Consider the following 19,814-nt stretch of genomic DNA (forward strand, 5'->3'; position numbering starts at 1 on the left):
TTATTCTGCTCTTAATTGTTTCACTGGGTTTTGTCTTACGGCATTACCTATTTTCCAGCCCACCGACCCTAAAACAATTAACAGGATCAAAATTAAAGGGAAAACAAAATGTCTAACGGCAATATCGATGTGATACGCATAAATAATATCTAATAAATTGGAGATGAATAAAAACCCTCCTGTTAAACCAACCACGGAAGCCACAGTTAAGATCAAAATGATGCGATGATTCAGGCTATAGGCGATTTGCCACACTGTAGCACCAAGCACTTTTCGTATACCCAATTCTTTGATCCTACGGGAAATGGACAATGAGACTGTTGCGTAAAGCCCTAATATAGAGATGAAAATGGCCACAACGGCCACAAAGCTATTGATGCTGATCACGATGTTATTAGTTTGCCTCAAAGGTCGGGTGACACGTTCTTGTAAAAATCCTCCATATAATTTATCAGGAAAAAGGGAATACCACAATTGCTCGACTCGGGCATCCAGTTCCTTACCGGATTGTCCATTGCTGATGACACTCAAGTATTTCACATCCTCCTGAGCTGCCTGTTTGATCATGGCAGGCTTGATCTCATTGTCTAACAGAATCGTTTTGAGGTTGAAATCCTCTACTACTCCGATCACTTTCATCAATTGCCCTTCCAGTAACATATTCTTACCGAGTACTTCACCTCCTAGTTTACGCTCCATCAATTCATTGATCAGCACATTTTTCTGATCCTGCTGCCCTGCCCTAAAGGTTCTTCCTTTGATCAATCGTACCTTGACCGTTTCCAGGTAATTCTCTCCTACTGACAGGACTTCCGTTTCCTGATCGGCTCCATTAAAACGGATCAACCGTGCCTCCGTATGAAATCCAATCAAGTGTTGAGTACCTCCGAAACTGGTAACTTCAGGTAATTGGTCTAATGACTGGTTCAGTAAGTCCATTTGAGCAAAATTCTCAACTGGTACATTGAGTACTTTCTCTACCTGATAGCCACGATCAAGGGTCAGTTGGTAATCTGCATTTTCTACGAATACCAACAAGCTGAAGACATTGTAGAAACATATCACAAACTGGAGTCCTATCAGCAAACCCATTAGCTTACCACGTCCACCGAGACGGACCTTATCCCGAAAGATATGCAAAGAAGAAAAGCGACTCACATACCATGCCGGATAGCCACCTGCGATCAGAATCACTACTAGAAATAGTAGACTTGAGGAAAATATAAACGGCCGCCAATTCAAAAATTCGAATTGCACGATATTGTAATCAAACAACGCATTGTAAGCTGGGATCAGCCATGATGCTAAGCCGACTGATAATCCAATGGAAATGATGACGAGGATTAGGTTTTCGAACAAAAACTGTTGAACGATGCTCTGCTTCGAACCTCCCAGCACCTTACGCATGGCGATCTCTTTCAAGCGTTGCCCGGAAAGCGAAATGGAGATATTGATGAAATTGAAGCTGGCCAGCAACAGCACAAATACTGCTGAACTGATCGTTCCCAATACCGATGCCGGATGCAAAACTCCAACAAAACTGGATTGATACAGTTGATTTTCGAAACCAGGCCAATCCAGGATATTATCTAATCGATATGCTGCTACTTCTCTGCCTTTGTTTTGCTGATTTTGCAAAACAAGGTCCTGATTCAATAATTGTTCAATATCACGCTTAGCAGGTCCGGAATTTCCTGGCTGAATGAACGTTGCATCCACCCAATGTGACCAGTCTTGCGGATCTAATCCTGTTTGATCCAAATAATCTTCGAATAAAAAAACAAGATCAAATCGGAAGCTGATATTCTCAGGAAAATCATCAAGAACACCTCTAATCACATAAGATTCCTGACTTGTAGCTCTTTGAACTACAAGTTGTTCGCCTTCCAGGTCCGTTCTATTGAACAAAGTCATGGCACTCTCTTTTGTGAGTAGTACTTGTGATTTGTCTTGCAAATTGATTGGAAGCCCTTGAATCGACGGGAACGGAAACATCTTTAAGAATCCTTCATCGACATAAGCCGACCGTTGGCGGATCAGGGACTCGCCTTGTCTTACAATCAGTGAACCACCTTTATACCGACTGACACGTGTCTCTTCAAGGGAGGTCGCAATTGATGCTTTGAGCGGCAAAGGCGTAACTCCCATTCCTACATCATCTGCATAATTTAGGCGGGTGCTGTTGATCTTGAAGACATTTTCCGCATCCGGAAAAAACTTATTGAAAGAATGATTGAATTCGTAATTAAAGTACCCGATGATCATCAATGCAAATGCCACACCGAGACTCAGAAGATTGGCTAAAACGTAGAAGCTATTTCTACGAAGTGACCGAAAAGTTGTCAAAAAGTAATTGAACCACATAAAAAATGAAATTTGAGTTTTAGCTCAAAAGAGGCGTGTAATTACGATTTGAGCGTCCGAATTGATCAATCTGGACCTCTTTGTGCCTTAAATTGTGAAGGAGTTACCCCTTCCACGCGCTTAAACACCTGATTAAAGGAGGACTTGGAACTGAATCCACACTCCAGTGCAATTCCCAACATGGTCAGGTGTTCGTACTGCGGATCGTCTAATCTAGCCTTAAATGCGTCTACCCGATACCGATTGACATAATCATAAAAATTGGACCCTTGTTGCGCATTGATCACTTGTGACAATCGGTGTTTTGAAATGTCTATTTCATTGGCCAGTTCTGTGATGCTTAAACTTTGACGAGTGAACAATAAGTCTTCTTTCATTTTGGTCTCAAGTCGATTCAGAATCTCCCGGGATTCTTCATCTGACAAGTTGGAACTCTTGTATTTTTCCTTATCGGAAACCTGATCTACCAAAGTCTTCTCCTGCTTGAAGATGATTGGCTGCCTCAATCCATAGAAACCAACTACAAAAATGTTGATAGAGATCAGTGTAGCGAGTACCCGGAAGCTCATCACAATATCAAACATCTGAACGGAACCTGCCTGAATGACAAAATAGGAAATAAAAAAAGCCACCAGCTCCAACACAATCCAATTGCGTAACCATTTCAAGGTGATGGACTCCTGATAAGAAAACTCATTCAAAACCACCTGCTGGTGCCTAAAAAGCAGCAACAAACTAATCGCCGGGTATAGGAAAGAGGCTCCTGCCAAAATAAGCGGATAATAGCGAAGTAGGAAGGGCAATCCCATTCCTCTGTTGATGTAACCGTCCCCAATTCGGATACCTGCTGAATCCTCAGTGAACCAATAATAATAGAAGAACATGAACACCACCGCAAAAAACAGGATGGAATGGGGCCAGATTTGCCAGTGTTTGAGTGTGGGACTGGTCAGTGCTTTCACATACAAATACACTAGTGAGGCCGTCAAAAAAGGCAAACACCCCAAAACAATCAGCAGTGGCGTGAACCTCGAAGTGGCCTCAATGAAGTTCAGATAGAAGAAAACCAGCATCGCTGCACTCGCCAACATCCAAGCGATAAGGATCCAATCCCCGGTACTTTTCTTGTCTTTGGCCAATAACAATGCCGCAATAAAAATCGCCTGCCCTACTCCAATAAAATAGATTCCGTCCATCTGGCGATGAAACTATGTAAATCAATTCAAAAAATGAAGTCTTGAAATTGATTCATCCAACTTCTTGATCTACCCCTCGTAAAACCAATAGGAATTCGGGTATATTCGGGCTTATATCACTCGGTTCCTTTAAGAAAATAACCACACATGAAAGCATTTTTGCTGTCCTGCACCTTTTTGTTCAGCATTTCTCTTTTTGCTCAGAAAAAGGAACCTTCTCCAATCCAGATCTTCGATGAAAAAACAGGTACAGGTCTTAACATTTACGGAAGTAATTCCAGTATCATGCCTTATACCATGGAATTGTCGGTCAATCAGAAGAACTTAAAGAGCAATAAAAAATTCCCATTAAAAGTGGTATTGGAGCCAAATGCTGACAAAGTACTGATCGCTTCCCTTACGGTGGATAACAAAAAGAAAGGCTGGAGTTACGGCTCGCAATTCACCTACTATCCCGGAAATTATCAGGCGGTACATGATGACACATTCGCCTACGCCCTGCCCTACCCAGTCGGTGAAAAATACCTGATGAGTCAAGGATATAATGGACCATTTTCGCATGCCGGGAAAAACGCGTTGGACTTTACCATGCCCGAAGGCACTAAAGTCCATGCAGCTCGCGGGGGAATTGTCACCGAAATCAAAGAAGACTCAAATCGTGGTTGTGCTAATCGCGATTGCGTTGGACTCGCCAATCTCATCACCATCATGCATGAAGACGGAAGTTTTGCAGACTATGTACACCTTAAAAAGAATGGTGCCCTTGTAGAAGTCGGGGATCAGGTAAAACGTGGGGACTACATTGGCTTGAGTGGAAACACCGGATTTACTTCCGGGCCTCATTTACACTTTGAAGTCTACATGCCCGCTCCGGGGAATCACAAAACCATCAGGACACAATTCGAAACTGCTCCGGGCCAAAAAGAACACCTAAAAAAGAAGCAGTATCAGGCTTTTTAGAAATCGTCGCTATACACAGACGGTGCCACTTCCCGCAAGTTGTACCGACTGCTCATTACTTCCGCATAAGCACCCGTTGAGCGTATCGCCAGCATATCTCCTCGCTTGCTTTCCGGCAAAGTGATCCCACGTGCAAAAGCATCAGAAGTCTCACAAATAGGACCTACTACATCGTAAATATCAGAGTTACTTACTTCCTGTAACGCCTGGATCACGTGTGTTGCCTGATACAAAGCCGGACGGATCAATTCGGTCATTCCCGCATCTACCACTAAGAACGTGGTTTCTTCTCCTGGTTTATTGTAAAGCACTCGAGTCACTAAAGAACCGCACTGACCAACAATCGATCTGCCCAACTCAAAATGTAACGTCTGACCTTCCAGGAGTTTCAACTCTTTTTTAAATGCCGAAAAGTACTGTTTGAAATCCGGTATGGCAGCACCATCAGGATTGTCATAATCAATACCCAGACCACCGCCGACATTCAGGTGAGGAAGTTTGAATCCTTCTTCAAGAATGTATTGCTGTATTTCATTGACCTTGACAATCAAATCAGAAAAACGACTCAGATCAGAAATCTGCGAACCGATATGAAAATGCACTCCAATAAAACTAAGGTACTGAAGCCCTTTTATCAGTGGCATCGCTTCTCGGAATTCCTGAAAAGTCACACCAAATTTATTATTTCGCTTGCCAGTAGTAATGTATTCATGCGTACCAGCATCAACATTTGGATTTAATCTCAACGCAAAACGCGCCTTTTTCCCAAGCTTACCTGCCAGTTCTTCCAAAACCATTAACTCCTGGATGGATTCGACATTGAAAGAAAAGATATCATTTTCCAGACCGAGTTCTATTTCTTTGTCTGTCTTACCTACGCCGGCGAATACGATATGGTCTTTTGGAAAGCCTACTTCCAGCGCTTTCTTCACTTCATTGCCTGAAACACAGTCCGCTCCGAAACCACGTTCACAAACTTCATGCAGAATGCGGATGTTGACATTTGCCTTTAGGGCATAATGAACTTCAAAGGGATGTCCTTCGATTTCGGCTGTGATTGCATCCATGGTTTGACGCAATAAACCAATATCATAGAAGTAAAACGGCGTTTCAAGTGATTGAAACTTATCCAGATAAGATTGATCCATAGTTGTTGCGATCAGTTACAGTACTTCTTCAAGGCGGAAGCAGCTTCCGGCACCTTCAGGTTTTGGGCTTTGATAAAATCCTCACAAGCTTTTCGGGATTTGTTCAGTTGCACTTTCAATGCACCCCGATATAGATACGCTTCGCCGAAATCTCGATTCAATTTGATCGCAAGGCTGTAAGATTCCAATGCCTGATCGAAATATCCCAACTGATGACGGCAGCGCCCTTGTAAAAAATTGCCTTGGGCCGAATTCTCATTTAATTCCAGCGCCTTGCCTACTGTTACCAACGACAGTGAGTACTTTTCCTGATTATAGTACACTTTGGCAATGCTCAAATGAGCATTCACATTGCGTTTATCCATCTTAAGCACCTCTTCGAAATCTTGCAGGGCCAATCCAAATTTACCCACTTCTTCATATGACCGTCCACGATTATATAAGGTGGCGACATCCACCTGATGTGAACTCAGGTAATCATTATATGCTGCAATGGCCTGCTGGTATTTACCATCTTCGAAAAGCTGGTCACCTTCACGCATTTCTCCGCTGGTACAAGCAGCAGCAATGAACAACACAAAAACGAGTTTCAATAATTTCATTTCCAAATGCTCAATAAGTTTGATGAACTGTTTCTTCTGACATCATTTTTCGAGTGGGTAGAATTGGAGGGCAAATATAGCCGGACTACTCAGAACCCATATCGTATTTGATATTTTGGTAAGATATAAGTTCAACAGAAGCCTTACCAATAGACATCTTCGCCGCAATTTTTAACGGCAACTTATTTTTATCTGCAGAAAACCACACTTCAAGTGCATGCTTTCCATCAAAAACCGTATTCTGAGGCATCAACGGAATCAACTTCCAAGAATTAAGACGTCCTAAACTTGTCTTTAGTTCCTCCTTACCCTCATAAACAATTTGAAAATCGTAAAAAGTATCTTCAAAGAAGGTTTTAAGCATTAAGGTATCTCCTGGAGATCGATGTTCAAAGTCCAGGTTTCGAATGGCCATCAGGCCACTCAACAAATCATAGACAGTTCCAGTTGTATCACATTAATAGTATCGGGTTGGTCGCCTTTTTACCTTGCGATGTGGTTTTAAGCTTTCTACTGTCAGCGTACCTTGGTCAGGTTGAATGAAAACCTGTTCTTCCAACTGATACCGACCCTCTCTGATATTTCGAAAGGTATACAAAGGAGTCAGGTCATCTTCTCTAATCAGTGCACCCCATTCATCATATACTGGTGCTACCCATTTTAGCAGTCCTGTAGTAGCGCCCTTTACCGATACCCGATAACAATCTTGTCCTAGATATGACTCGGCTTGTGATGCAATCTCGAAAGTTCCCTTACCTATGGTCAGGAATCCGAAATTGATTTTGAATTGTAATGATTCACCTTTAGCAAATGCGTGCTCAAGCACTCCTTCCTTTTCACGGAACCCAAAGACAATAAGGAGCAGGAACCAAAGAAGTGGATAAACTCGAACACGCACTATCAATCCGTTAGATAAGTTTTATCTTAATTATACCGCTACATCGTTTTCACGAAGTGCCGTATTTAAAGAAGTTTTCTTATCCGTACTTTCCTTACGTTTCCCAATAATCAACGCACAAGGAACTTGATATTCACCTGCAGGAAATTTCTTAGGGATGGTTCCAGGAATTACTACTGAGCGCTCAGGGACATAACCTTTGTATTCAACGGGCTCGTCACCAGTTACATCAATGATTTTCGAACTACCCGTTAATACAACGTTAGCTCCAAGAACCGCTTCTTTACCAACTCTTACTCCTTCAACTACTATGCAACGAGAACCAATAAATGCATTATCTTCAATAATTACTGGCGCGGCTTGAATTGGCTCTAAGACACCACCAATACCCACACCACCACTGAGGTGTACGTTATTTCCTATTTGCGCACAACTACCAACTGTAGCCCAGGTGTCAACCATGGTACCTCCTCCTACGTAAGCTCCTATATTCACATACGATGGCATAAGTACTGTATTTGGACTGACGTAAGAACCATACCGTGCTATGGCATGAGGAACAACCCGTACACCAAGTTGATCATAGTTAGACTTCAATTTTATTTTGTCATGAAACTGAAACGGACCCACTTCGATCAGTTCCATTTTCATCAATGGGAAGTAAAGAATCACTGCTTTCTTCAACCACTCATTTACCTTCCAACCGTCATCTGTGGGTTCAGCAATTCTAAGCTTCCCAAGATCAAGCTGCTCTACAATGCTTGTGATCGCATTACTGTATTCAGGGTCGTTGATCAAAGACCTGTCATCCCAGGCCTTTTCTATCAGAGATTGTAACTCCATGTTCTTGTAGATATTTACTATTTAAATTTTAGACAACTTAATGTTCCGTTATACATGGAACGCATATTGAAAGTGTAGACATGAATTATATTCACAAATAACTAAAGCGCAATCCATTCGTCAAGACATCAGCTATTACAGATACAATTTTCGTGACTGAATATTTAGATCAAAATCATGCACAGTCCAGCAAATCCATTATCTAGTATTAGATGTAATTAAACTTAGACTAAAGCAAATATTCAAGAAGTAATCTATGATACCATTAACGTCTGGATTCCTTCTCTATCGATGATCTACTTTTCAATAGTGCTGCAATATTCAATAAGGTTTAATTGTTCACCAAACGGATAAACGACAAATGGTCTAAATCTCATTTAGTTCCCAAAGAACATTTTATTATACCAGTATTTGCTATAAATGATATTGACTAAGTACTTGCAGTACATACCAAGTCAAATTGACCTTACTCCCTTTCGAAAATAATCGAATAATACCCCCTTCAAACTGATAGTTATTATCCCAAGAAATTGAGTCAACTTCCTCCCTCTTCTCTGGCCCAATCTTTAGTGAAAAATGAACCCAGCCTTTACTATTATAAAGTGAATAACACGTATAGTTTACCTTTCAATATGAGTATTGTTACGTTAAATTCTATTTAACATATAATGATTTTTTTACACACAATGTATTTAAAGAATTTTTTTACATACTACACTTTCACTATTTCCAATCCATCTTTAAATCTATTATTGCATTTATCGAAGAAAAGCAAGCACAACGTCCTGGAAGCATATAAAGTCAATTCCGTAAATGACTCATGATCGCACCTTGATTTATATACAATCCTACGGTACCCATAAATTCAATAGTTATGGTTCTTCAAAGCTCGATGGAAAAGATCCATTTCAATAAGTCGAAAGAGGCATGATACTATGACCAATATGAATCCAATCGATCAACTGACTCTAGTTGTATACTGGGAATCGATCTAAAGGAAACTTAACAACGCTGAATAATGATCAAATAACCCGTAAGGAGACGGTAGAGTTTGAATGAATAACTTCTATAATTACGTATACAATTAATATTCAACTAAAATATTGTTCAACAGAGTTAAATGTCTTGAAAGACAGTTCTTTATAGTTCAATTAAAATACCAATCTAAATATATTTTTAGATTGGTCTAAATTCTTATTTAGATTTGCATTAATGCAACAAATGCTAAGTTTCACAGAAGAAAATTATTTAAAGGCTATTTTCCATCTTGCAGAAGAACATGAAGATGCTGTTTCCACCAATGGATTGGCAGAGAGTCTGAACACTAAGCCAGCAACCGTCAGCGACATGATCAAAAAGCTGGCTCGAAAGGAATTTGTTGACTACAAGAAATATCAGGGCGTCAACCTTACCTCTTCCGGCCGAACTGCGGCTCTGAAAGTGATCCGCAAGCACCGGCTATGGGAAGTGTTCCTTGTAGATAAATTGCACTTTAACTGGGATGAGGTTCACGAGATCGCTGAGCAATTGGAACATGTAAACTCTCCTATCCTGGTAGAAAGACTTAATGAATTTTTAGGCAATCCGAAGGTTGATCCTCATGGAGATCCGATTCCAGATGTCAATGGAGATTTCCAAACCGGCCCTAAGATCTTACTATCAGAAATGGACACCAATGAGTCAGGTGTTATTATAGGTGTAAGCGATGGTGAACCTAAGCTCCTTCAGTATCTGGACAAGGTGAAGATACGGCTTGGATTGAAAATAATGGTCTTAGATAAAATAGAATTCGATGGTAGTATCCAAATCCAATACGGAGAAGCGTCTCCCCTCTTCCTCTCTGCTACCATCGCCAAACATTTAACAATAAGAAAACTGTGAGTAAAACTTTTCTATACCTACTCCTCATTTCAGGAATTTTACTGGGATGTCAACCGGAACAAAAACCAACTGATGGCCGGCTCAATATTGTCACAACCACAGGAATGTTACACGACGCAGTGAGCAATATTGTAGGTGACCAGATAGCAGTCTCCTCCATCATGGGTCCTGGAGTTGACCCCCATTTGTACAAGGCCACACAAGGTGATCTCAGCAAACTGAACCAAGCTGATTTGATCATCTACAATGGTCTTTATCTGGAAGGAAAAATGGGAGAAATTCTGGTGAAACTCGGCAGGAGAAAACCCGTTTTGGCAGCGGGTGAAAAGCTAGCAGATTCGGAACTAATCTCTACTACAGAATTCGGAAGTTCTTACGATCCGCATGTCTGGTTTGACGTGAGCCTCTGGAGCAAAGTGATAGGAATAATCTCGGAAGAAATACAACGTTTTGATCCTGAAAACGCGACCCTTTATCAACAAAACACGAAGGCATATTTGACGACTTTAAAGGCACTTCACGATGAAGTAATTAAACAGATCAATTCCATCCCAAAAGACCAACGCGTACTCATCACTGCACACGATGCCTTCGGATATTTTGGGCGAGCTTACGACATTGAAGTTCGGGGATTGCAGGGTCTTTCCACTGCCACAGATTTTGGATTGCGAGACATTGCGGAGATCACAGATCTGATCATTGAAAGAGACATCAAAGCCATCTTCGTTGAGACGAGTGTTTCAGACAAAGCCATCAAAGCCGTGCTTAGTGGCGCCGTGGAAAAAGGACAAGAGGTAGTCATTGGCGGCTACTTATTTTCTGATGCAATGGGTGAATTTGGAACAGAAGAAGGAACCTATTTAGGGATGGTGAAAAAGAATGTAAGTGTGATCGTAGCAGGGCTAAAATAGACAGCACAAATGACAGAAAATCAGAATAAAATATCAGCCCTCGAAATCCATGATCTCACGGTAAGCTATGACAAAAAACCGGTGTTGTGGGGAGTCGATCTGGAAGTTCCTAAAGGAGCCATCGCCGGGATTATCGGTCCGAATGGCGCTGGCAAATCAACGCTGATCAAGTCAGTGATGGGGCTCCTCCCCTTGAGTTCTGGTTACGTCAAACTTTTTGATCAGGACCTTGATGATGTTCGCCAACGCGTTAGCTACGTCCCACAAAGAGAGACCGTCGATTGGGACTTCCCTGCTTCAGTGATGGACGTGGTATTGATGGGTCGATATGGCAACCTGGGATTATTCAAACGACCCAGAAAAGCTGACCGGGAAGCAGCAGCCTATTCACTGGAACAGGTAGGCATGGAACCTTTTAAGGACCGTCAAATATCCCAGCTTTCAGGAGGGCAACAACAACGTGTTTTCCTGGCTCGGGCACTGACGCAGCAAGCCGATATTTATTTCATGGACGAGCCTTTCGCCGGAGTGGACGCTGCTACAGAAAAGGCCATTATTCAAATCTTAAAGAAGCTCGCGTCAGATGGTAAAACCGTCATTGTAGTACATCACGACCTACAGTCTGTCTCCACTTATTTTGATTGGTTGATCATGCTCAATCTACGTCTGGTGGCTTCGGGCCCTACCCAAGAAGTATTCCAGCCTGAGCTGTTGGAAGAGACTTATGGTGGTAAACTCACGCTACTTACAGAAGTGGGAGAATTGTTAAGAAAAGGCCAATATCCCAGTCGGGATCTGTTATAGACAAGCCATGAAAGAGATCATCATCGATTTTTTCACCTTCTCGCATCCCAATATCAAATATGTGGTCTTCGGAACGATGTTGCTTTCCGTCTCGTCTTCAATAGTGGGTTGCTTCACATTTCTCAAAAAGAAAGCATTGGTCGGCGATGTGGTTTCTCATGCCGTCTTACCGGGCATTTGTCTCTCATTTCTGGTGGCTGGCTATAAAAACCCGCTCCTGATCATTATTGGTGCTTTTATCAGTGGCTGGATATCGATTGTCACCATGGATTACATCGTCAGAAACTCTAAAATCAAGGAAGATACAGCTACAGGGCTCTCTCTATCCGTCTTTTTCGGTGTTGGAATTCTACTCCTCACCTACATCCAACATTCCGGGAATGCGAACCAAACCGGCCTGGATGCTTTCTTATTCGGTAAAGCTGCTGCACTTGTTGGAGCGGATCTCTACGCCTTTGGCACCATCGCTATCATCATTTTAGTAGTTGTGGCTTTATTCTACAAAGAATTTAAACTTCTGGCCTTTGATATACCGTTTGCGAAAGCCATTGGTATGCCTACACGAACAATAGAATTGCTACTTACTTCTATTACTGTGATGGCGGTTGTGACTGGAATACAAGCCGTGGGTGTGGTTTTAATGGCTGCCATGCTGATCACACCAGCCGCAGCAGCCAAATTCTGGACCAACCGGTTGAGCAAAATGTTGATCCTGGCCGCTATTTTCAGTGCTTTTTCCGGATTTACCGGCGCTTTCATTTCTTATCTGAAGCCATCGCTTCCGACTGGTCCATGGATGGTCATGGTACTGTCCATGATAGCCATACTCTCATTTTTCTTCGCACCGGAAAGAGGTATCGCAATCAAAGCCATTCGGCAAAGGCGGATCAAGCGACAGTTCCTGGAAGAGAACTTATTAAAGACCTTCTATGCTTTGAAAGAGAAAGAAGGTGATTTCCACGCTCCCATTTCTCCTGACGAAATCCTTGAGAAACGTACTTTTTCTCTGGCACAGCTCAATCAAGGCTTAAAAAGGCTGAAAAGGCATGGTTTTTTGAGGCCCGATGAGGCTAACTGGCGACTGACTAAGGATGGCTTAAGAAAAGGAAAACGAATCCAGCGATTGCACCGTCTTTGGGAACTATACCTTACAGAATACCTGCGCATTGCTCCGGATCATGTTCATGAAGATGCAGAGTCTATCGAACATATCATCACGCCAGAATTGGAAATCAAACTGGAAAACCTGTTGAAAAACCCTTCAAGGGATCCGCATGACTCTATTATCCCCGCAAAATGACTTCAAAATGAATCTTAATCCACAAAATATGGCCCTATGGATGCACTGATCATCATCGCTACTGGTTGTTTGGTTGCCATCAGCTGTGGCATTTTGGGCAGCTTTTTGGTATTGCGAAAAATGGCGATGGTCAGCGATGCCATCTCTCACGCCGTATTACCGGGCATTGTCATTGCATTTCTACTTGGCAGCGACATGGACAGCCTGGGCATGGTGCTAGGTGCCGGACTGATCGGCATATTGACTACCTTCCTGATCGAATTTTTCCACCAAAAAGGGAAACTTCAGACAGATGCGAGCATTGGTGTAACTTTTACCTGGCTGTTTGCTCTTGGAGTAATACTCATCTCTTACTATGCCGGAGATGCACATATAGATGAAGATTGTGTGCTTTATGGAGAGATCGCCTATACGCCACTGGACCTGATTTATTTAGAAAATGGAACAATCCTGGGACCCAAAGCGCTGATTGTACTCAGTGTGATCCTACTCTTGATTCTAGCTTTTGTGGTCCTGGCCTGGAAAGAATTTTTCATCACTTCTTTTGATCCCGCGTTTTCAATTTCCGTGGGCATCTCCAGTACTATATGGCATTACGTATTGATGAGCCTGGTGTCATTGACTACCGTTGCCTCCTTTGAATCTGTGGGGGCCATTCTTGTTGTGGCATTTCTGATCACTCCAGCGGCTACTGCCTATCTGATTACGACAAACCTGATGAAAATGATCTACTACAGTTGCTTCTTCGGAACGCTTTCGGCGATTTTCGGCTATTATTTGGCTTATGCCATCGATGGGTCCATAGCAGGGGCCATGGCCACGGTTGCGGGAATCATGTTCTTTATCGTTTTCCTGGTCCAGCAATTTCAGAAAAAACGTATTAGAGCTACAGTTTAAACCCCTTTTTCATGCTTAATGTGATTTTTGGTATCATTACCTCGCAGATTATTGCATTTCTTAAACACCAATTCCCGATACTGTGAAGAACATCAACTGGATCGACCACCTACTCAACTTTGTCTCTGTGATTCTGGGAGTTTCCATGGCCTTTTATGCCAGTAACTGGTCCGATGACAGAAAAAACAAAGATGAATCCATCCGAATTGTCGAATCACTCATTTCAGAAATTGAACAGGACCTCCGTGTTTACGAAAATCATCAGTTAACACGCAATCGCAAGCAATCGGAAAATTTAAACCGGGCAATTGGGAAGATCCAGAAAAGTGATCTGGACAGCCTTCCACATCTCATTCAGCGAGGCATCGGCTACACCAATTATTACCCACGCAAAGCCACCTTTAATTCCATAACTTCTTCTGGAAAGTTTGGGTTAATTGAAGATTACGATCTGCAGATTCAAATATCATCTTACTATGAGGCTACGGCAGTGGAAGCCAGGTACAGAGGGGAAACCCAGGTCGATTTTTATAAAGAACACTTTATGCCCATGATCATCGAAAGCACGGACCTACTCAATCCGAAGATAGAAGATATCGACCTTAAAAAGCTAACTAACATGCTCCTCCTCTACCAAAACATGATCAATGCCAAAGTATCCAAGTATGAGGAAGTGGTAGAAAAAGGCAAAGCTTTGTCAGACAGCCTGGCTGCGTACAAAGACCAACTTCTATGAATGCTATACATGATACCATAGTGGCTTTATCTACTCCCAGTGGAGTTGGAGCCATTGCCGTGATCCGCCTTTCCGGGAAGGAAGCAATTACGATTGCTAATGACCTGTTTGAAGGCAAAGACTTGACTCAGGCAGCCACACACACGCTTCATTTTGGATCAATAAAACAGGGAGAAGAGGTACTGGATGAAGTCGTGGCATCTATTTTTAAAGGCCCCCGATCTTATACCAAAGAAAATGTGGTCGAACTGAGTTGTCATGCTTCACCTTACATCATAGAGCAGTTATTGCAGCTCACCATTACCAAGGGTGCCCGAATGGCAATGCCCGGGGAATTCACACAAAGGGCATTTCTCAACGGTCGGTTTGATCTGGCTCAGGCGGAAGCAGTTGCCGATCTGATCGCGGCAGAGAATAAAGCAGCTCACGGCAATGCTATCCGGCAAATGCGAGGTGGCTTCTCAGGGGAAATCAAGGAATTCCGGGAAAAGCTGATCCACTTTGCCTCAATGATTGAACTGGAGTTGGACTTCTCCGAAGAGGATGTTGAATTTGCTAGTCGAGACGAATTAAGAACACTCGTCAATCAATTGATGGTACCGATCAATGGCCTGATCAGAAGTTTTGAGTTAGGTAATGTGATCAAAAATGGTATTCCAATCGTGATCGCTGGAAAACCCAACGCCGGTAAGTCCACCCTCCTCAATGCCCTGCTTAATGAAGAACGTGCGATTGTATCCAACATTGCCGGAACTACCCGAGACGTGATTGAAGACGTCATGAATATCGACGGCATAACCTTCCGATTCATTGATACGGCAGGCTTGCGGGATACCGATGATGAAATTGAAGCCATTGGTGTTTCGCGCACCAAAGAGCAGATGCAAAAGGCGTCTGTGATCCTCTATCTGATTGATCTAGAGCGTGCTGACCTGGAAGAAACGCAACAAGAAATTGCTGGCCTTAAATCAGAAGACACCCCTTATCTACTCATTGGCAACAAAGCAGATATCGCCTCAGAGGACATTAAAAACGAGGTAGCTAACAACGACGGACTTCTGATTTCCGCCAAGAAAAAAACGGATCTGGAGGGATTGAATCAGCAACTGATGAAAGTTGTGGATCTGGAAGGATTAAATGCCGAAGCCACCTTTGTGACCAACTCCCGACATGTCAGTGTGTTGAAAAGCACCAATGAAGCACTGCAACGCGTTATTAACGGCATTAATAGCCAAATCACCAATGACTTTCTGGCCATGGACATTCGCCAAGCTTTACATCACCTCGGAGAGATCACCGGAGAAATCACCACCGACGACCTGCTTGACAACATTTTCAGTAAGTTTTGTATTGGGAAGTAGCTCATCTGAAAGTTCTTCATAAACATGTGAAATTGGCAATCTAGTCATTCGATCACCGTAAATAGCGAATTTTGTTAGCTACTAGCAATTTGACACTTAACACATAATTTGTATTTTAGGGTATACTATTTCTGCAACCGCATTCATGTATACCAGTGTAGACCTAGTCTTTTCTTTATTGGGGATTGCTGCATGGCTGGCGCTTGTCATTTATATATGTCGAGCTATCTATCTAAGCAATCAACATGTTCCAATTGCCCTGGTACTGGGCGTCTTCTTCACTTTGATCTTAGGTAGAGAATTGATCGTAGAAGTAGGTAAACCCCTGGATACATATTTCACAAACCTCATTGATTTAGATTTCTTCTCAAGAAAAATCATTGAAATTGAAGAACCCAATAAAAACAAGAAAGAAGATCAGCAAAACAAGAAGGATAGTTTGCAGGATGAAAAATTGCATATCGATAGTCTTCTGGCCGCAGCGAAGAAAGATAGCCTTCGTCAGCTCAAACTTCAAAATGAAAAAAATAAACGTCTAAAAGTACGAGCTCAGGAAGAAACGCAACTATCCAATCAGGTATACTCACCTAAACTATGGTCGTGGACCTTACTGCTTTTATTGTTGCTGATGTCTACCACCTGGATATCAAGGGAATTGGTACAGTTATCAAACCCAACCAACAAGAAATCGAACAACCAGAATAAACACCTGAAACAAAATATTTTGATCATAAGTACGGTGGCATTTGCGGTATACCTGAGCATTTCGTCTCTGGTTTCGCTACCTGTTGTTACTGCTGGCAAAATGCTGGCTACGGAATCAGAAGAAAACAAACATGAATATCTATATGAGCTGCGCGAAGAGATCGATTCACTGCAAAAGAAGGACGAGCTTTTTGCAGATGATGTGTTGGCCGATCTGGATCAAATTATGGCAGATATTGAGGGTGATGATAATAATTTCTCACGTGTTCAGTCTTCCTTTTACCAAACGCTAAGAACAGAAACAGACGTTCAGCGATTGAAAATCATGGAAACGATTAACATCGAGCTTCCTATTGGCGCAGCAAAACTCCTCACCAAGATGAATCAGGCGGAGGAAGCGAACCTTACTGATGGTCAACGGTTAGAATACAAGTCGCTTCTATATGATTGGTACATCAATAAAAGATTAGACCTCATCAAATACGTAAAGGAACGCAATGACTTAATCAGAAATCTTAAAAAAGTAGGTCTTGACGATTATTGGCAAGCATTAGGTAAGAGCACATCATCTGACTCGATTAAAATCATTTCAATTGATGAGAAGATGAAAGCCATTCCTCAGTATTTACAGGATAAAAACGCCCTAAAACAACCTAAAGAACAAACTATACCTGAACAACCGAAACAAGGAGATCACCTTGGAAACTTCGCATTCATTATGGGGTGGCTTCTGAGCATTGAATCTTACTCACTAGTGGTAATCATGGGATTGGTAGGTTTTGGCCTCTTAGGCGCCATTGGTTCATCGTTCATTAAGGGTCGCAAACAAGGGCATGAAGCTGGAGCCCTGATCAGTGATGTCCCAAAAACGCTGATCAGCGGATTTATTGCTGCCATAGTGGTCTACCTGGCCATTCAAGGCTCTGTCTCCTTATTGAGCGGGGGTAGCACTGGAGGGTTTAGTCCAAACAATGGCTATTTACTTTTTTTCATAGCCCTCACCGCGTCAGTGTACAGCGATTTTGCCTGGGACTGGGTAAAGAATCGATTTAAAAAAGTCCTCAAAGACGAACAATAATCATAAGCTATACTTGATTGACCATGAAATTCCTGGATCTGTCTCTTACACTACTAAGCCTGCTACTACCGGTATTGTTTGGCGTTCTTGTACTGTACTGGAACAATAAGAAGCTTAACTCCGGAAAAGAGAATTTATGGATAGCCTTAGTCATTGCAATTGTTTTTCAGTTCCAAACTTTAGGAGAAATTATTGAACACTTCTTCCACACCATTCAAGATCTCATTTTTTACACGCAACAAACCGATTCTGAAGTCAAGCTTTTCCATTTCCCGGCCGCTTCAATCCTTTTTTTTAGTGTGCTCCGAATTTTGATGATCTGGATTGCTTTAGGTTACCTGATCGACAGGTCAGGATTCAAAAAGAAAGAAAAAGTTTCTCTCAATCGACGTTTCATCAGAAAGAACATTCTTACCATTTCGACGATCATAGTAGCCTTTTATTTGGCCATTACGGCCCTCATTACAGCTCCAATTGTTCGTGGTGAAGGGGTCAATGCTAACAGCAATTTTTACCAGGATTTATCAGAGGAATTAAAGGAAACTGAATCCTTTGATAATTATCAACTAGATCGATTTGACTCGTTGTTGTCGCTAAGGGAAAAACAAGCTGAGTTGCTCCCAAAATTGAGTTACTGGGGTAGTATGATCGCCTATCAGATCAGAGACAGTTTGAGATCAAGGCAAAAAGACATGTCTTCAAAAAATCTGGATAGCATTACCGATATGGTTTTTAAAACCAAATTGATGGAATTAAACACCGTCCTTCAACAAAACAAGAGAGAATCGGTTGCATCTGGCCAAGCACTGGATCAATCTAAATTCATGATGTATGTGGACTACTTGCAATCAGGACAAAAAGTAGGAGAATTGTTCCCGCAAGACCTGATGGGTTTTATTGATCAGGAATTCACCCAGTTGAATACACTTAAAAATTTGGTGCAGTCACGATCATTAGCCATGAAAGCAGATGTTCGGGACTTTGTGAATCAATTCCTGTATATGCAACGTCACATGGCCATCCAACAAATGCAGGAAGCAGAAAAGGCCAATCTGGTCAACAACCTCAAACTACGGCATAAGGCGGCACTTTATGATTGGTATGTAGCCATTCGGTCTGAGCGTTTCGACTATTTTATCACTCAAATCGACTGTACAAGGGATGTAATCTACAACTTTTCATCAGCGATCATCCCGGAGGGTGATCTGGACAATGCGTTGGAATACTCCTATCTGAAGAATTACCATGAGAATCAGTCTAATCGCAAAAAGTTCGGGACCGCTGGCTTTTTCATATCATTCACCGACGGAAAATTGGATTCGGCCATTTCAGAATACTATAGGGACTCATCTCAATTCCTGATCAATAAATTACAGGAATATAGTCATATCTATTCCGATAGGTATAAACAACTTGACTCCATACTAACCGCATCAACACTGCAATGGGACAGCCTGCTGCAAACGCCCCCTGAACTTGCGATGATACCTCCAATACCGGAGCAAGGAGAAAACCTGGGCATCTTCAGTGCTATCATGGGGTGGCTCCTGAGAATACAAGACTACAGCGTGGTTTTAATTGTTGGACTTATTGGATTTGGTTTGATGGGAGCAGCAGGAGCAACTTTCATCAAAGAGGCAAGCGAGAAGGAAGTAATCACGGAAATAGCTGAGGAAAAGAAGAAGGAATCCGAAAAAACTAGTGTTACTCTCCAAGAAACGCTCACGGAAATGAAAAAGCCAGATCAAATGGATGAAGAAGACCTACTGGTAAAAGATCTCCCTGGCGTAATCATAAAAGGGTTTACAGCCGCTTTGATTGTATTCCTTGGCTTTCAGGGAGGAATGACATTATTGACAGGGTCTGGCTCTACACCTCCTGATGAGAGTTTGTTTTTCTTTCTGGCTCTAGCAGCGTCGGTCTATAGCGATACGACCTGGAATTGGGCAAAAGTCAAGCTAAGAAGTACCCTGGATAAAACAAATCAATCAAGTGCTCCTCCTGACGGGCAGGTTCAGCAGGGGGCCGCCGGTACTGACAATTCAGTAAATAACGAACTATCCGATGACTCGGATATAACAGAAACGAATAGTGATCCTGATCCACCAAAATAGTAAGCTCTCTTAGGTC

At 42.2% G+C, this 19,814-nt stretch carries 15 protein-coding genes and 1 pseudogene; 10 read left to right on the plus strand and 6 right to left on the minus strand.

Annotated features, from left to right (window positions below; all coding sequences use genetic code 11):
• Both R8G66_04050 and R8G66_04055 read right to left on the minus strand, forming a co-directional pair.
• Entirely contained in the window at positions 1-2,364 is a 2,364-nt protein-coding gene (locus R8G66_04050) for an FtsX-like permease family protein (protein MDW3191506.1), read from the minus strand.
• Between the two features lie 65 nt (positions 2,365-2,429).
• Positions 2,430-3,560, minus strand: coding sequence for a helix-turn-helix domain-containing protein (locus R8G66_04055; GenBank protein MDW3191507.1), 1,131 nt, complete (start codon positions 3,558-3,560; stop codon positions 2,430-2,432).
• Between the two features lie 147 nt (positions 3,561-3,707).
• Here R8G66_04055 and R8G66_04060 point away from each other — a divergent pair, with 147 nt between their 5' ends.
• On the plus strand, positions 3,708-4,520 hold the full coding sequence (locus R8G66_04060; protein ID MDW3191508.1) for a M23 family metallopeptidase: 813 nt from the start codon (positions 3,708-3,710) through the stop codon (positions 4,518-4,520).
• Here the strand turns inward: R8G66_04060 and lysA are convergent.
• The 4 genes and pseudogenes from lysA to R8G66_04080 form a co-directional block, all read right to left on the minus strand.
• A complete protein-coding gene (gene lysA, locus R8G66_04065; GenBank protein MDW3191509.1) occupies positions 4,517-5,668 on the minus strand; it encodes a diaminopimelate decarboxylase in 1,152 nt (383 codons plus the stop codon). The two genes, R8G66_04060 and lysA, sit on opposite strands and share 4 nt — an antisense overlap.
• Before the next feature lie 11 nt (positions 5,669-5,679).
• Positions 5,680-6,270, minus strand: coding sequence for a tetratricopeptide repeat protein (locus R8G66_04070; GenBank protein MDW3191510.1), 591 nt, complete (start codon positions 6,268-6,270; stop codon positions 5,680-5,682).
• Between the two features lie 85 nt (positions 6,271-6,355).
• A pseudogene (locus R8G66_04075) lies at positions 6,356-7,168 on the minus strand (DUF3108 domain-containing protein).
• Between the two features lie 30 nt (positions 7,169-7,198).
• Positions 7,199-8,011, minus strand: a complete 813-nt coding sequence (locus R8G66_04080; GenBank protein ID MDW3191511.1) for a 2,3,4,5-tetrahydropyridine-2,6-dicarboxylate N-succinyltransferase — start codon at positions 8,009-8,011, stop codon at positions 7,199-7,201.
• A gap of 1,212 nt (positions 8,012-9,223) precedes the next feature.
• On the opposite strand from R8G66_04080, the gene R8G66_04085 reads away from it, so the two are divergent.
• The 9 genes from R8G66_04085 (at position 9,224) to R8G66_04125 (ending at position 19,798) form a co-directional block, all read left to right on the plus strand.
• Positions 9,224-9,892 carry a metal-dependent transcriptional regulator gene (locus tag R8G66_04085; protein ID MDW3191512.1) on the plus strand — a complete coding sequence of 223 codons (669 nt, stop codon included), beginning with the start codon at positions 9,224-9,226 and terminating at the stop codon, positions 9,890-9,892.
• Complete coding sequence (locus R8G66_04090) at positions 9,889-10,803, plus strand: zinc ABC transporter substrate-binding protein (GenBank protein ID MDW3191513.1); 915 nt, start codon at positions 9,889-9,891, stop codon at positions 10,801-10,803. The genes R8G66_04085 and R8G66_04090 overlap by 4 nt, the downstream gene beginning before the upstream one ends.
• A gap of 9 nt (positions 10,804-10,812) precedes the next feature.
• Entirely contained in the window at positions 10,813-11,607 is a 795-nt protein-coding gene (locus tag R8G66_04095) for a metal ABC transporter ATP-binding protein (GenBank protein ID MDW3191514.1), read from the plus strand.
• A 7-nt stretch (positions 11,608-11,614) separates the two neighbouring features.
• A complete protein-coding gene (locus R8G66_04100; protein MDW3191515.1) occupies positions 11,615-12,907 on the plus strand; it encodes an iron chelate uptake ABC transporter family permease subunit in 1,293 nt (430 codons plus the stop codon).
• 36 nt (positions 12,908-12,943) lie between these two features.
• Positions 12,944-13,804, plus strand: coding sequence for a metal ABC transporter permease (locus tag R8G66_04105; GenBank protein ID MDW3191516.1), 861 nt, complete (start codon positions 12,944-12,946; stop codon positions 13,802-13,804).
• A gap of 82 nt (positions 13,805-13,886) precedes the next feature.
• On the plus strand, positions 13,887-14,540 hold the full coding sequence (locus R8G66_04110; GenBank protein MDW3191517.1) for a DUF6090 family protein: 654 nt from the start codon (positions 13,887-13,889) through the stop codon (positions 14,538-14,540).
• Positions 14,537-15,901: a tRNA uridine-5-carboxymethylaminomethyl(34) synthesis GTPase MnmE gene (mnmE, locus tag R8G66_04115; GenBank protein ID MDW3191518.1), complete on the plus strand. Its 1,365-nt coding sequence runs from the start codon at positions 14,537-14,539 to the stop codon at positions 15,899-15,901. Before R8G66_04110 ends, mnmE begins: the two co-directional genes overlap by 4 nt.
• Before the next feature lie 145 nt (positions 15,902-16,046).
• A complete protein-coding gene (locus R8G66_04120) occupies positions 16,047-17,684 on the plus strand; it encodes a hypothetical protein (GenBank protein MDW3191519.1) in 1,638 nt (545 codons plus the stop codon).
• Positions 17,685-17,707: 23 nt separating this feature from the next.
• Positions 17,708-19,798, plus strand: coding sequence for a hypothetical protein (locus tag R8G66_04125; protein ID MDW3191520.1), 2,091 nt, complete (start codon positions 17,708-17,710; stop codon positions 19,796-19,798).
• Positions 19,799-19,814 lie beyond the last annotated feature (16 nt).

This window comes from Cytophagales bacterium, from assembly GCA_033344775.1.
Lineage (GTDB): Bacteria > Bacteroidota > Bacteroidia > Cytophagales > Cyclobacteriaceae > JAWPMT01.